Origin of the sequence: Vitreoscilla sp. C1, assembly GCF_002951955.2 — a bacterium.
Lineage (GTDB): Bacteria > Pseudomonadota > Gammaproteobacteria > Burkholderiales > Neisseriaceae > Vitreoscilla > Vitreoscilla stercoraria.
Genome location: NZ_CP019644.2, coordinates 440885 through 456930, shown reverse-complemented (window position 1 = coordinate 456930; position 16046 = coordinate 440885). Strand labels below are relative to the sequence as shown.

The following is a 16046-nucleotide window of genomic DNA, read 5'->3' as shown; positions in this document are numbered from 1 at the left end:
GAATAACGGAACCAACACAATCTAATATTACTTGGACTCACTAGCCACATAATTCAGCAATTTTATTGCCTGTATTATTAGATTTAACTTGCTGTGAGCAAGATATGATTTTTCCCGTTAGCCCTAACAATACACGACCTGTATGTTGCGTATTGTTTTTGGATTGCATATCAATCACCACATAATTGGCACTGGCGACATCATTAATCACCACTTGGCTATTGGGTAAAAATTGAATATTTGGATTTGTGACAGCACTAGTACCAGTCAAGGGACTAAGTTTAACTGCAATATCCAACTTGTTCGCATCTGCCACGCCACTACCCGCATTAGGACTGTTGAATACACGAATATTGCGATCGACAGTGCTGTTATAAGCCGAATTTCTATTCACATCCGCATAAACAAAGACACCCTCAGACCAAGACTTCGTATTATTGGCACAACCTGCCAATTGACCTGTTGTACTGATACTGGCACCACAAGCTATCACTGGTACATTTTGACGAATGGCCTCATTGCGTGCAAAAGTTAACGCATTGGCATAGCCATTTAATGCACTTTTAATACGCTGACGCTCCATAAATCCATTCATGGCAGGCAGGGAAATAGCGGCCATAATACCCATGATAATAATGGTGACCATCAACTCAATTAAGGTAAAGCCTATTTGCTTTTTCATCCTAAACTCTCAATTTAACAAAATTGCCCTAGTAAATAATTTGATGACATACAATCAGTATAGATTCAAAGTCATGGCTACCATATCAAGATATGACCAATGGCAACTCATTTAGACAAACGAAGCAAACTACTCATCATCCCAACCGCCTTCAGGCAACGCTGCATTGTCAAATTTGGCATACTGTCCTAAGAAGGTCAAAGCCACTTTCCCTGTTGGACCGTTACGGTGCTTGGCAATGATGGCTTCTGCCAAACCTTTGTATTGGGTATCAGGATTATAATATTCATCACGATACATGAAAATAATGATATCTGCATCTTGCTCAATCGCACCAGACTCACGCAAGTCAGACATCATCGGACGCTTATCGGTTCTTTGCTCAACCGAACGGGACAATTGTGACAAAGCAACCACAGGCACACTCAACTCTTTAGCCAAACCTTTTAAAGAGCGAGAAATTTCACCCAATTCAGACGCACGATTATCACTGCTGCGTCCTGAACCTGACATCAATTGCAAATAGTCAATGACAATCAAACCCAATTTACCACCATATTGACGCGCCAAACGGCGAGCACGAGCACGCAATTCCAATGCAGTCAAACCCGGTGTTTCATCAATATACATCGGCGCATCAGACAACTTCACTACCGCATCATTGAGCTTATTCCAATGCTCATCGCCCAATTGACCTGTGCGCAACACATGTTGATCTAAACGCCCCACGGAACCGAGCATACGCATGACCAATTGCGTACCACCCATCTCCATCGAAAACACAGCCACAGGCAAATGCTCATGTACGGCAACATGTTCGGCAATATTCATCGAGAATGCCGTTTTACCCATAGATGGGCGTCCTGCAACAATAATCAAATCACCTTGCTGCAAGCCTGAAGTGCGCTTGTCTAAATCCAAAAAGCCAGTGGATACGCCCGTAACTTCATCTGGATTGTCACGCGAGTACAACATATCAATGCGCTCAACCACTTCTTTGAGCAAATTGGGCATTTTCAAAAAACCTTGCTGACCACGGCTATTGCTTTCGGCAATTTGGAATACTTGATTTTCCGCTTCGTCAAGCAATTGACTGGCCTCACGCCCTTGTGGATTGCGTGCCATTTCGGCAATTTCCATACCCACTTTGGCCAATTGGCGGCGTACCGAACGCTCACGTACAATTTCAGCATAACGGCGAATATTCGCAGCCGATGGCGTATTTTGTGCCACGCTAATCAAATATGCCAAACCGCCCACAGCTTGCAATTCGTCTTGCTGCTGCAATTGCTCTTGTACTGTAACCACGTCAGCAGGACGCGATAACTCAATCATGCGTGCAATGGCACGGAAAATATAACGGTGCTCTTGGCGGTAAAAATCTTCTTCGCTCAAAATATCCGCAATGCGATCATAGGCGCTATTTTCCAATAACAAACCACCCAACACAGCCTGTTCCGCTTCAATAGAATGCGGCGGCAACACTGCCAATACTTCATCATGGCCAGCCTCGTAATCACGGGCATCAAAAGGCTCAGACATGCTCATCCTTTAATTCAATTCGAGCGTTATTTTAACACTGTTCTACAAATCTATTAGAACCTAAATCAAAGCAGACGTTTTCAATTACCGAAAAGCTGCACATCAACAGTTACCTTATCAAACAAAACACAGTAGAATAGTCCCACAACATAACAATATGTTATTCAAATTGTTTAACGATGAATTTATATGGAGTCACATCATGGAACATAAATTACCAGAATTACCATACGCTTTGGATGCTTTAGCGCCTCATTTGTCTAAAGAAACTTTGGAATTCCATTACGGCAAACACCACCAAACTTACATCACCAACTTGAACAACATGATCAAAGGCACTGAATTTGAAGAAGCGTCTTTGGAAGAAATCGTGAAAAAATCTTCTGGTGGCGTATTCAACAATGCCGCTCAAATCTGGAACCACACCTTCTACTGGTTGGGTTTCACGCCTAAAGGCGAAGGCAAACCTGCTGGTGACTTGGCTGCTGCCATCGATGCAAAATGGGGTTCTTTCGAGAAATTCCAAGAAGCATTTGGCGCAGTAGCTGCGGGCACTTTCGGTTCAGGTTGGGCTTGGTTGGTTAAAACTCCAGCTGGCGAATTGGAATTGGTATCTACCAGCAATGCAGCAACCCCATTGACCACAGAAAACACCGCTTTGTTGACTTGTGACGTTTGGGAACATGCTTACTACATCGACTACCGCAATAGCCGTCCTAACTACTTGAAAGGCTTCTGGGAAATCGTGGATTGGGCAGAAGTGGCTAAACGCTTCGCTGCTTAATTCAACCCAATAAACAAAGCGTCCTGTAAATATTTACAGGACGCTTTTTTCATACTTTACCCATCACAGCATTATTGTGCTGAAGTCAATTCTTGTGTCCCTTTTTGAGCTGGGAATTGTGTTTGCAAATACTGAATATAACCCATCAAAGCACCATCATTTTGGTTTTTACCCAACAAGCCTTGCATTTGCTGTAACATTTCTGGCTTGGCTTCGACCGTACCAATTTTATCCACCGCCACCAAAACGGGCGCAGGTAAACCTTCGAGTAAAACATATTGTGGTTTACCTTCGCTTGGACGCACCGCAATCAATTGGCGGTATGCTTCAGGCGGCATGGTTTGTTGTGCTTGTTGTGGCGACATTTCAGCCGCAGGCGACCACGTTACCGTCGCGCTTTCACCTTTTTGCAATTTATCCAAAGCCTCTTTGGCAGCCGCTTGCGCCAATTTATTCGCCTCAGCCACAGTATGCGCTTGTTTCACCTGTGCTTTGGCTTCTTCCAAGCTCAATTGCTTTTCAGGACGCACATCGGTCACTTGTACCACCCAATAAGTATTTTGACCCACATCAATCGGCTCAGTCACTTTTTTATCAGCAATGGTTTTGGCATCAAACAAGACTTTTTGCAAAGCTTCTGGCATTTGTGCTTGCTTGGCTTGCTCGGCCGTCACCCACTCACCCACAGGTTGCGAAGCCAAGCCTGTGGCTTTAGCCACCGCATTCAAATCATCGCCATGTTTGATCGCCGCATCAATCAATTGTTTTTTCTTGGCATCTACCGCAGCTTTAATTTTTTCTTGGCGCAAAGTATCAATGATTTGATTTTTTTGACTGTCGAATGTCTGGCCGACTTCCAATACTTTCAAAATATGATAGCCAAACTCTGTTTCTACCAAGCCGCTGATTTCATCTTTTTTCAAGCCAAATGAAGCATCTTCAAACGGCTTGACCATCGTGCCATCTTTGGCAAAAAAGCCCAAATCACCACCATTTTGTGCCGAACCTGGGTCTTGCGAATTTTCTTTAGCCAAAGCAGCAAAGTCAGCTGGCTTGGCTTTCACTTTGGCTAACAAAGCTTCTGCTTTTTTCTTGGTTTGTGCTTTAGATGCTTCGTCTGCACCTTGTTCAAATGCAAGCAAAATATGCGCTACACGGCGCTTTTCAGGTAAAGAGGCTTGATTTTTATCAAAATAAGCTTTGGCTTCTTCATCAGTGACTTTCAACTGACTCAAAACTTCATTACCGCTTAACACCAGAAAATTAAATTTCAAACCTTGGGTTTGAATAAAGTCTTTTTGATGGGCATCGTAATAAGCTTTTAAGGCCGCATCGCTGGTGTCCACTTTGCTAGCAAATTGCTCAGGGCTGAACGTCATAGTACGAATGGTACGCGGTGCTTCAAACAACTGGATGGCTTGATTCAATTGGCTATCAGCCATAATTTGACTAGATTGAATCAAATTCAAAACCGTTTGCAAAGAGAAATCCTTGCGCAAACCTTCTAAAAATTGTTCTTCTTTCAAACCATTATTACGCAAGTAATCTTGGTACAATTTTTCTTGAAACGTACCGTCCTGTTGGAAAATAGACTGCGCCATGATGATTTTTTTCAATTGCTCATCGGACACGGTCACGCCCATTTGCTGCGCGCCAGCAAACAAATAAGCCTCTTGAGTCAAAGCCTGCAAAATGTCTTTTTGCACTTGATCAGTAATATCGCCTTGCTGTTGGCGCAAAACATCTCGCACCTTATCCAAAGTCACTTCTTGATCGCCTACTTTTACCAAATAATTGTCACTGCTGATGGCGCCAGTACCTGCAACACCGCCAGCTACTACAAATGTCAAACCAATCAAACCCAAAATTACTTTGGATGCAGTCGAATACTTCTGAACAAAATTAAACATGTTGGTATGCCTACCTTAAAATAATAAAAAAGGTGAACCCGAATGTTCACCTTTTCAGTTACGGCCAAATACAATTATAAAGCGTCTTTCAATGCCTTGCCAGCACGGAATTTAGGTGACTTGGCAGCAGCAATAGTAGTTTCTTCGCCAGTTTTTGGATTGCAACCTTTGCGCTCAGCGCGCTCACCCACATAAAAGGTGCCAAAGCCAACCAAAGTTACGGTATCGCCTTCTTTCAAAGCTTCTGTAACGGCAGTCACCATTCCATCCAAAGCTTTGCCTGCAGCTGCTTTAGAAATATCCGCACTTTGTGCGATTGCATCAATGAGTTCAGACTTATTCACAATGAAAGTCCCTTTCTGTGGTTATTCGTTGATAGAGTTCATCGCCTAAGGTTAAGCAATTCCATCCATACCTGCTTTATAACAAGGCTAAAATTAGCATGTCAAGCAGCAATGGGGGCTTGCCGCTATTTTTACCACTGTTTTACGAACAAGCCCACATTTTTGCAGAAAAATTAATGCTTAGTCGCTTTAGTACCCGTTTTTGCAACAGATTCGTTATCGGCAACAGGTAAAACAGCTTCAATGCTTTCTGGCTCAACCCAAGGCTTAGGATCTTCTGCCAAGCCCAATGCCAAGACTTCATCAATCCATTGCACTGGATGAATGGTTAACGCATCTTTGACATTAGCAGGAATTTCTTCCAAATCTTTGACATTGTCTTTTGGAATCAACGCGTGTTTGATACCACCACGCAATGCCGCCAACAATTTCTCTTTCAGGCCGCCAATCGGCAATACTTCGCCACGCAAAGTGATTTCACCGGTCATCGCCACATCCGCACGCACAGGAATATTGGTCAATGAAGAGACAATCGCCAAAGTCATGGCAATGCCTGCGCTTGGACCATCTTTAGGAGTTGCACCTTCAGGCACATGCACATGGATGTCGTGTTTTTCGTAAAAATCAGGCGCAATACCTAAATTAGCGGCACGCGTACGCACCACACTCATCGCTGCCGTAATAGACTCTTGCATCACGTCGCCCAATTGACCTGTGCGAATGATATTGCCTTTGCCTTTCAAAGCAGTGGCTTCAATGGTCAATAACTCACCGCCGACTTCCGTCCATGCCAAACCTGTCACCTGACCGACACGGTTTTCAGAATCCGCCACACCAAAATCAAAACGGCGCACGCCCAAATAATCGTGTAAATTTGCAGCGCTGACCACAATCGATTCTTTCGCTGCAGCTTTAATTTCCGCTTTGGCTGCTTTGGTTTTTGCTTTGTCTTCTGCCAATACCTGCTGCATCACCACTTTGCGTGCAATGCGAGCCACTTCACGATCTAATGAGCGCACACCTGCTTCGCGCGTGTAATAACGCACAATGTCACGTACAGCCGACTCTTCCACCACGACTTCATTGATTTTCACACCATTGGTTTTCAGCTGTTTGGGCACCAAATACTGCATCGCTATACTGACTTTTTCATCCTCGGTATAGCCTGACAAGCGGATGATTTCCATGCGATCGAGCAAAGCCGATGGGATATTCAAAGTATTGGATGTCGCAATAAACATCACATCAGATAAATCGTATTCCACTTCCGCATAATGATCAGAAAAACTGTGGTTTTGCTCAGGATCCAATACTTCTAACAATGCGCTGGCTGGATCACCACGAAAATCTTGACCCATTTTGTCGATTTCATCGAGTAAGAACAATGGATTTTTCACACCGACTTTGGTCATATTTTGCAAAATTTTGCCAGGCATAGAACCAATATAAGTACGGCGATGACCACGAATTTCGCTTTCGTCACGCACACCACCCAAAGCCATACGCACATATTCGCGACCTGTAGCTTTGGCAATCGACTCACCCAAAGACGTTTTACCCACGCCAGGAGGGCCTACCAAGCACAAAATTGGACCTTTGATGCGATCGACACGTTTTTGTACTGCCAAAAATTCCAAAATGCGTTCTTTGACCTTATCCAAACCATAATGGTCAGCATTCAGGACGCTTTCAGCTTTGGCAATGTCTTTGCTCACACGGCTTTTCTTTTTCCACGGCAAATCCAACAAAGTATCAATGTAATTGCGAACCACGGTTGATTCTGCTGACATCGGCGGCATCATTTGCAATTTTTTGAGTTCTGACAGGGCTTTTTCTTCCGCTTCTTTACTCATACCAGCAGTGTTAATTTTTTGCTCTAACGCTTCTAACTCGCTACGCTCATCGCCTTCGCCCAATTCTTTTTGAATCGCTTTCACTTGCTCATTCAAATAGTATTCGCGTTGTGATTTTTCCATCTGACGTTTCACGCGACCACGAATACGCTTTTCAACTTGCAAAATATCCAATTCGGCTTCTAACTGCTGTAACAAAGCATCCAAGCGCTCAGACACATTCAACATGGTCAATAATTCTTGACGATGCTCTAGCTTAATTTGCAAATGCGCTGCAATGGTATCTACCAAGCGACTCACATCTTCAATACCATTAACAGTGCTAATCACTTCTGATGGAATTTTTTTATTCAATTTGCTCAATTGTTCGAATTGAGACAACAAAGTACGACGCATGGCTTCAGTATCAACAGGGTCGTCCTGAAACTCTTGCACTTGTTCTACTTGTGCCAAAAAATAATTTTGGTCAGTATCATTCAAGTCCAAAACCTGAGCACGTTCCACACCCTCAACCAACACTTTCACCGTACCATCAGGCAACTTCAACATTTGCAAGACATTGGCAATCGTACCCATGCGATGTAAATCATCGACTTTAGGGTCTTCTTCATGAGGATTTAACTGCGCCAATAGAAAAACGGGTTTGTCTTGCTCCATTGCTGCATCCAATGCTGCAATAGATTTATCACGCCCAACAAACAAAGGGATGACCATGAATGGGTAAACGACCACATCACGCAATGGCAACATCGGTAAGGTTTGCTGATTTTTGTCAGCAGAAGATTCTCCAGCCATAGGGTCTCATCTTTCTATCTTAAATTAATTAATTGGCTAACAAATGGGTCTCATCAAAGAAAATTCAAGTGCTTTGCAATGAGATTTCAATCCCACAAGTAAAAATAATTGGCTGTTCACTTCTCACTTTTACCTCCCAATACATTTTTTCTATTCATCAACATGATAAGCTTTACATATGACTGTTACTTAATGCAAACGATTCATTGCACCACAACATTTTTTAATTCTGAGCGTGGTTTTAACCATCAATCCAAACAAAAAACGCCACCATTAGGCAGCGTTTTCATACGTCAAACTGATTTAACTAGCACTTTTTTTAGCAGTGCTACGACGCTTAGGTTTCATATCGTCAACATCGTAAATAAATTCAGGCTGCGCATTGTCATCAATGACTGCTCGAGTTACCACCACTTTTTGCAAACCTTGTTTTTTCAAATCAGGCAAATGGTACATGGTTTCGAGCAATACAGATTCCATAATCGAACGCAAACCACGAGCACCCGTTTTACGCGCCAACGCCAATTTTGCAATCGAGCGCAAGGCTTCATCCTCAAACGCCAACTCGATATTTTCCATGTTAAACAACACTTGGTATTGTTTCACCAAAGCATTTTTCGGTGCGGTTAAAATCTCAATCATTGCTACTTCGTCTAACTCAGCCAAAGTTGTGATAACAGGCAAACGACCAATCAACTCAGGAATCAAACCAAACTTAATCAAATCTTCAGGTTCCACTGTTTTGAACAGTTCACCCACCGATTTGTTTTCGTCTTTGCTCACGACTTCCGCACCAAAACCAATACCACCTTTTTCAGAGCGACGGCGAATGATTTTCTCCAAACCATCAAACGCACCACCACAAATGAACAAAATATTCGTGGTATCTACCTCAATGAATTCTTGATTAGGATGCTTACGGCCACCTTGTGGCGGTACAGATGCCACAGTACCTTCAACCAATTTCAACAAAGCTTGTTGCACGCCTTCACCAGATACATCTCGGGTAATAGATGGGTTTTCGCTTTTACGTGCAATCTTATCGATTTCATCAATATACACAATGCCACGTTGCGCTTTGTCCACATCAAACTCGCACTTACCCAACAATTTAGTGATAATTTGCTCAACATCTTCACCCACATAACCCGCTTCAGTTAAGGTGGTCGCGTCTGCCATTACAAATGGTACGTTCAATTTGCGTGCTAAAGTTTGTGCCAATAAAGTCTTGCCCGAACCCGTAGGACCAACCAACAAAATATTGCTCTTAGCCAATTCAACATCATCTTGCTTGGCCTTAGGATGACGCAAACGTTTGTAATGATTGTACACTGCCACAGACAATGCTTTTTTCGCCGCATCTTGACCAATCACATGGTCATTCAAGCTCTCAACCATTTGCGCAGGCGTCGGCAAATTGCCATCATCCCAATCAATACTCGTTTCATTGTCTGTGCTGTGTTCTTGACCTTGCTCAAACAATACGCTGCATGCTGCCACACACTCATTGCAGATGCAGCCTTGCTGACCCTCAATCAGATTACGGACTTCATTTTCATTTTTGCCGCAAAATGAGCATTCTTTTAGTTTATCCATCATGCTTTTACGCTATCTCGGCTGTTAATGACTTGATCGACCAAACCATATTTGTACGCTTCTTCAGCAGACATAAAATTGTCGCGATCGGTGTCTTTTTCTAATTGCGCCACACGTTTTCCTGTGTGTTCTGCCATCAATTCATTCAATTTGCGTTTGATTTTCAACAACTCTTTGGCATGAATTTCAATGTCAGAAGCCTGACCGCCTAAACCACCCAACAATGGTTGGTGAATCATAATACGGCTGTTTGGCAATGCAAAACGTTTGCCTTTGGTACCTGCTGACAATAAGAATGCACCCATGCTGGCAGCTTGTCCCAAGCACAAAGTGGACACATCTGGCTTAATGAAGTTCATCGTATCGTAAATAGACAAACCCGCTGTCACTGAGCCGCCTGGAGAATTGATGTACAAATAAATGTCTTTGTCTGGATTTTCACTTTCCAAGAACAACATTTGTGCCACCACCAAATTGGCAGAATCATCTGTTACAGGACCGACCATAAAAATGATGCGTTCTTTTAACAAACGTGAATAAATATCATAAGCACGTTCGCCACGGCCGCTTTGTTCTACTACCATAGGCACCAAGCCCAAAGATTCAATAGTCGGTTGCATATCGTCTCACCTTTTGGTCACAATTGTGAAAAAAGCACCAAAACAACACTTAGCTGTCTTGGTGCTTAGTGTATGTTAATACTCTACTTAAGCAGCAGTATTGCCCATTACTTCGTCAAATGACAAGGCTTTGTCAGCAACTTTTGCTTGGCTTAATACAAACGCTACAGCTTTGCCTTCAGTAGCCAAAGCGGTAGGACCTTGACGACGCTCAGCGTCATTCATGTACCATTCGATGACTTCAGCAGGATCTTCGTAGCTCTCAGCAAATTCAGCCACAATGTCACGAACTTCATCATCTGTTGGTTGCAATTGGTTTTCTTCTACCAATTGAGCCAAAATCAAACCCAATTTCACACGGCGCGTTGCTTGTTCAGCAAACATTTCCGCAGGCAATTGTGGCAATTGAGCAGCATCAAAACCTTGATTGATAAAGTTTTGACGCGCATCTTCCATCATGCGAGCCACTTCATCTTGAATCAAAGCTTGTGGCACGTCAAATTCAGTCACAGCCAACAAAGCATCCATTACCGCTTGTTTGGTTTTCTCTGCAACACGACGGTTCACTTCACGAGAAACATTTTTTTTCACTTCGTCGCGCATTTTCGCAACGTCGCCATCTTCAACACCCAATTGCTTCGCAAATTCTTCGTTCACTTCTGGCAACGCAGCTTCAGACACGTTTTTCAAAGTGATGGTGAATACCGCAGTTTTACCAGCTACTTGTGTGCCTTGGTAATCTTCTGGGAAATTCACTTCAACGTCTTTGGTTTCGCCTTCTTTCAAGCCTTCAACGCCCGCTTCAAACTCAGGCAACATTTGACCTTGACCCAAAACGAATGGGTAGTTTTGAGAAGCGCCGCCTTCGAACAATTCACCGTCGATTTTGCCTTCAAAATCGATGATGACACGGTCAGTTTTTTGCGCTGCACGTTCAACGTGGTTGTAACGAGTGCGTTGTTGACGCAAGATGTCGATGGTTTTGTCTACTTCAGCATCAGACACTTCAGTCGTGAATTTTTCGATTTCTTGAGCAGACAAGTCGCCTACTTTGATTTCTGGGAACACTTCAAATTGAGCATCAATTTTGAAAGTGTTTTCATCATCTTGGTTTTCAACTTCGTTGAAACGTGGGAAACCAGCCACACGCAATTTTTGTGCTTCAACCACTTCGTAAAATGCTTTAACGACAGCGTCGTTCAACACTTCATTGCGGATATCCGCACCGTGCATCGCTTCAACCATTTTCAATGGTGCTTTACCTGGACGGAAACCTTGAACCTTAGCTTTGCGTTGTGCTTGAGACAATTTTTTGTCTACTTCTGCAGTGATGCCAGCCCATGGCAATGCCAAAGTGATTTTACGGTTCAAGCCTTCCAAGTTTTCCACAGTTACGTCCATATCCATTAACCTTATATGTTATCAATCAATCTTAATTACGCCCTCATTGAGGTTTACAGGACGCATCATTAAAGCTTGTCCAAGTTATCAAGTCTCTATGCTTGACAATCCTAGGGACAAATAGTCCGTTAGTGTAGCATAATCAAATCCAATTGAAACAGTCTTCTCAGCACTCATTGCAAGGCAAACGCATACTGCGACTGATTTCATGCCAAAAACCATCAGGTCTTTGTTGCAATTGCGCACACCAAACGGCTTCGCCCAACGGCGCCACAGATTCAAAAGTCGCCTCCAACGGCACACGCAATGGTGATAATAACTGCCTAGACATGACTTGTGCATAACGAGTTCCCTCTAAATGCTGCCATACCTCATTTTTTTCAAGATACACACCACGCCAAGCATAAGAATTGATCGGCATTGGTACCGCCGCATCACGCCAAAAACCCATGCCTCGAATCACCGTCACTGCTTTAATATTAGTTATATCAATGCCTTGCATTTCACACCAACGCGCAAACAAATCATGCCGACTCCAAGCCAATTGCTGCACCAATTTGTCCGCCTTAGATTGCAAGGTATCGTGCGCTTGTATGCCGCGCAATTGTTGTGGCAAAGGTTGGGCGTGCGCATAATATTTACACGTCAATTCCAAATGATAAAGCCGATCATTGATACGAGCGACATAATCCAAAGCACCCAAAGTTGGGCTTTTAGCATGTTCTTGCAACACAATATTTTGTCCAAGCAATTGACAATGCGGTGCATGACTTAACCAAAACGCCAACAAATGCTCAGCATAAATACCCAATCGATGCGACTGCGGACGAGCGTCCTGTAAATACGTTAACAAGCTTTCAGGACGCTCATCCAAGCTTAATAAATAACGAAAACCTTGCTCGCCAATCAAAGTGCGGTGCGACAATTCCACACCGCTGTGCCACAGCGGCGGTGCGGTGAGCAAACTCGCCAAATCCCGCACTTGTGGCGTTTTGAGCTCCCACCACAAAGCATCCAAAGCAAAATTCATTTACAGACCGCCTTTACACAATCAATCTTGTTTCAATTTTTTTTCAATATTGTGAAAAAAGCCACGCAAAATGTCGATCTCTTCACGTTCCAATTGCGCACGGTCAAACACCGATTGCATACGGCGCATCAAACGCTCACGCGGACGGCGGTCAAAAAAGCCCACCGCATCCATAGCGTCCTGTAAATGTCCGACCATGCCTGTTACTTGCGCATGTGTGGCGTATTCGTGTTCAGGACGCAAATAATCCATGCTCAAATCCACATGGCTGAACAACTCATAACACACCACTTGCACCGCTTGCGCCAAGTTGAGCGAAAAATAATTCGGGTTGCCATTGATGGTCATCAAACGGTTGCATAACATCACTTCTTCTATGCTCAAGCCAAAAGTTTCATTGCCAAACACCAGCGCCACTTTTTCACCTTGGCGTGCCGCTTCAATCAAATTCGGACAAAGTTCACGCGGTGTGTGCATGGTCGCGGTCAATTCGCGTTTGCGGCTGGTCAAAGCACAGCTTAAAGTCGTGTCCGCCAAAGCGTCCTGTAAGGTTGCCACAATGCGAGCGTTTTCCAACACATCTTTCGCACCAGAGGCCAACACAAAACTTTCTTCTGGCAACACAAAGTTTTCAGGACGCTCAGCATCAAACACAGGTGGTATTTCTGTTTGTGGCGTCGCAATCAAATTGGGCGCGACCAACGTCAAACGCGTCAAACCCATGGTTTTCATTGCACGAGCTGCCGAACCGATGTTAGATGGATGCGAAGTACGCGCCAAAACAACGGTAATATTCTGTAAAAAATCAGGTAATTGAGGTTTTTCCATGGTGTTTGCTTCTTGGGTAGCGGCGGCATTTGGTTTATAATGCACGCCTTAGATTTTGTTCTTTAACAGCTTTAGTTTTGCCGCCTCGTCGCCCTTGCGACGAAAGAGGCTATTGTAACGCTACACCCGATGAATTTGGAAATCACAATATGACCCCGTTTTTGAATACGGCTTTGAAAGCCGCTCGCCGCTCAGCCAGCATGATTACCCGCGCTTCTAACAATTTAGATGCAGTGGCTTATGACAGCAAAGCCTTTAATGACTTTGTATCAGACGTCGACAAAGAATCTGAGCGCATCATTTTGGAAGTATTGTCTGAGGCTTACCCTCACCATCGTATCACGACCGAAGAATCGGGCAGCCACGGCAAAGCAAAAGCTGAATACGAATGGATCATCGATCCATTAGATGGCACCACCAACTTCTTGCACGGTCACGCACAATACGCCATCTCGATTGCATTCTTACAAAAAGGTCAAGTACAAGAAGCTTTGGTATTCGCACCTGAACGCAATGAATTGTTCATGGCAGCCAAAGGCAAAGGCGCATTGCTCAACGACCGCCGTATCCGTGTTTCTAAACGCAAAGACATGAACGAATGCGTCATTGGTACAGGTTTCCCTGTGGTAGACCAATCTATGATGGACGAATACTTGGCGATTTTGAAAGACTTCTTGGGCAAAACCGCAGGCGCACGTCGCGAAGGTTCTGCTGCTTTGGATTTGTGTAATGTGGCTGCAGGTCGCTTGGATGGTTTCTTTGAATACAATTTGAAACCTTGGGACATCGCTGCAGGCTCTTTGATTGTACAAGAAGCTGGCGGTATCGTGACCGACTTTGAAGGCGAACAAACTTGGTTGCAAACTGGCAATATCGTTGCAGCACCTCCGAAAGTTTTGGCGCAAATGTTGCAAGTGATTGCTGCAAACCGTTAATAAAATTAATCAGCGTCCTGTAAAGTATTTACAGGACGCTTTTTTAAGTATAGTCTGTATTTATATCTATATTAATTATCCATCTCAGATTAAAAGAGGCAGATACTGCTTATTTTTTAATCAAGGGTAATTTTTCCTTATGATTCAGCACTTGGGTCAGTTATCAACATGGTTATACACAAAAAATGTGTATGAATTGCCAACTTATCCACAGGCAAACTGCCTGTCACATCCCATCTCAACATTTTAACCTCACCACCGCTTTTCATTGCTTTAACACAAATATTCCATCACTGAACCATACATGGTTTGTCTTTATCCTATATTCATCCTACTATGTTTTCATAATTTGTGATGGACACGCCCATGCCTAATCAACACAGCCGCTCATTTACCAAGCAATTTTTATTTTTCCTGCTGCCTTTGATTGCCACCAATATTTTGCAATCACTCTCAGGCACCATCAATACCATTTATGTCGGTCAAATGATGGGGGTCAATGCCATTGCAGCCATTTCGGTTTTCTTTCCCATTTTGTTTTTCCTCATGGCATTCACCATCGGTTTGTCGGCAGGAGCCACTGTTTTGGTGGGTCAAGCTTGGGGCAAAGGTGAGTCTGATCAAGTACGGCGTATCATGGGCACAACGCTGTTCATGACGCTCATTGGTGGCACTTTGATTGCGATTTTTGGGGTGATTTACGCCAAAGACATTTTAACATTGTTAGGCACCGATCCTTCTTTACTGCCTTTGTCTCTACCTTATGTCCAAACCATGCTCGCAGGCAGCCCTATTTTGTTTGTCTACATTATTTACACATCGATTTTGCGTGGCGTAGGTGACAGCAAAACCCCTTTACTGGCTTTAGGACTCACGAGTATTATCGGTTTAACCGTCACACCCACACTCATCCAAGGTTGGCTGTTTTTTCCTGCTATTGGCATTTTGGCTCCTGCGGTTGCCACGATTTTAGGTTATGTCTTGGTGATGCTGTTTTTGGTCGTTTATTTGAATCGTCGCCACCATATTTTACGCATTGATAAAAATCTCCTGAGCCAATTGCGTTTTAACCGCGAGCTTTCACCGTTGGTTTTAAAATTGGGCATTCCCACGGGTGTGCAAATGGTCACCAATTCTTTGGCAGGTTTGGTCATCATCGGATTGGTCAACGGCTTTGGTCCACACGCCACCGCCGCTTATGGCGCAGTCAATCAAGTGAACAATTATGTACAGTTTCCTGCGATATCTATTTCCATTGCGGCTTCTATTTTTGCCGCACAAGCCATAGGCTCGGGACAAATGCAAAAATTGGCTCAAGTGACATGGACGGCACTGTCTATGAATTTATATTTGACGGGTGGTTTGATTATCTTGGCCTATTTATTTGCAGATCACTTAATGGCTTTGTTCATTACCAATCCAGAAGTGGTCGCTTTAGGTTCGGATTTATTACACATCGTGTTGTGGAGTTTGCTGTTTTTTGGTGCAGGCGCCATTTTTGCAGGCATCATGCGTGCCAGTGGCACAGTCGTGGTACCAATGATTATCAACATTGTAGCCGTGATTGGCATCGAATTGCCATGCGCGTATTGGTTCAGCCAAATTTGGGGTTTATCAGGCATTTGGATGGCTTATGCCTTAGCATTCGTGTGTTTGTGCATCATGCAAGGACAATATTACCATTGGGTGTGGAAGAAAAAATCCATTACCGCTTTGGTTTAAGCTC

13 protein-coding genes are annotated in these 16046 nt (G+C 43.7%); 3 read left to right on the top strand and 10 right to left on the bottom strand.

Translation table 11 applies throughout. The features are described 5' to 3' along the window. Positions 1–40: 40 nt before the first annotated feature. Complete coding sequence (locus tag ADP71_RS02225; protein WP_104932361.1) at positions 41–682, bottom strand: GspH/FimT family pseudopilin; 642 nt, start codon at positions 680–682, stop codon at positions 41–43. 129 nt (positions 683–811) lie between these two features. Next, a complete protein-coding gene (gene dnaB, locus ADP71_RS02220; RefSeq protein ID WP_051082972.1) occupies positions 812–2224 on the bottom strand; it encodes a replicative DNA helicase in 1413 nt (470 codons plus the stop codon). Positions 2225–2426: 202 nt separating this feature from the next. Between dnaB and ADP71_RS02215 the strand changes: the two genes are divergently transcribed. Then, complete coding sequence (locus ADP71_RS02215; protein WP_019957326.1) at positions 2427–3008, top strand: superoxide dismutase; 582 nt, start codon at positions 2427–2429, stop codon at positions 3006–3008. A gap of 71 nt (positions 3009–3079) precedes the next feature. Here ADP71_RS02215 and ADP71_RS02210 read toward each other — a convergent pair whose 3' ends face one another. From ADP71_RS02210 to ADP71_RS02175, 8 genes are all read right to left on the bottom strand, one after another. Beyond that, positions 3080–4918, bottom strand: coding sequence for a peptidylprolyl isomerase (locus ADP71_RS02210; RefSeq protein WP_019957325.1), 1839 nt, complete (start codon positions 4916–4918; stop codon positions 3080–3082). 74 nt (positions 4919–4992) lie between these two features. After that, the gene (locus ADP71_RS02205; RefSeq protein ID WP_104931389.1) at positions 4993–5262 is read right to left on the bottom strand and encodes an HU family DNA-binding protein; all 270 of its coding nucleotides are present in this window, start codon (positions 5260–5262) and stop codon (positions 4993–4995) included. A 173-nt stretch (positions 5263–5435) separates the two neighbouring features. Next, positions 5436–7910, bottom strand: coding sequence for an endopeptidase La (gene lon / locus ADP71_RS02200; protein WP_171460857.1), 2475 nt, complete (start codon positions 7908–7910; stop codon positions 5436–5438). Positions 7911–8213: 303 nt separating this feature from the next. Further along, on the bottom strand, positions 8214–9509 hold the full coding sequence (gene clpX / locus ADP71_RS02195) for an ATP-dependent Clp protease ATP-binding subunit ClpX (RefSeq protein WP_019957322.1): 1296 nt from the start codon (positions 9507–9509) through the stop codon (positions 8214–8216). Continuing rightward, positions 9506–10126 carry an ATP-dependent Clp endopeptidase proteolytic subunit ClpP gene (gene clpP / locus ADP71_RS02190; RefSeq protein WP_019957321.1) on the bottom strand — a complete coding sequence of 207 codons (621 nt, stop codon included), beginning with the start codon at positions 10124–10126 and terminating at the stop codon, positions 9506–9508. The genes clpX and clpP overlap by 4 nt, the downstream gene beginning before the upstream one ends. A gap of 87 nt (positions 10127–10213) precedes the next feature. Then, the gene (gene tig, locus ADP71_RS02185) at positions 10214–11527 is read right to left on the bottom strand and encodes a trigger factor (RefSeq protein WP_171460856.1); all 1314 of its coding nucleotides are present in this window, start codon (positions 11525–11527) and stop codon (positions 10214–10216) included. 166 nt (positions 11528–11693) lie between these two features. Then, positions 11694–12557 (bottom strand): DUF1853 family protein, encoded by an 864-nt coding sequence (locus ADP71_RS02180; protein WP_019957319.1) that lies wholly within the window; start codon positions 12555–12557, stop codon positions 11694–11696. A 21-nt stretch (positions 12558–12578) separates the two neighbouring features. After that, complete coding sequence (locus ADP71_RS02175; RefSeq protein WP_171460855.1) at positions 12579–13385, bottom strand: RNA methyltransferase; 807 nt, start codon at positions 13383–13385, stop codon at positions 12579–12581. Between the two features lie 149 nt (positions 13386–13534). Here ADP71_RS02175 and ADP71_RS02170 point away from each other — a divergent pair, with 149 nt between their 5' ends. Both ADP71_RS02170 and ADP71_RS02165 read left to right on the top strand, forming a co-directional pair. Continuing rightward, positions 13535–14320, top strand: coding sequence for an inositol monophosphatase family protein (locus ADP71_RS02170; protein ID WP_019957317.1), 786 nt, complete (start codon positions 13535–13537; stop codon positions 14318–14320). 366 nt (positions 14321–14686) lie between these two features. Next, a complete protein-coding gene (locus ADP71_RS02165) occupies positions 14687–16042 on the top strand; it encodes an MATE family efflux transporter (protein ID WP_171460854.1) in 1356 nt (451 codons plus the stop codon). Positions 16043–16046 lie beyond the last annotated feature (4 nt).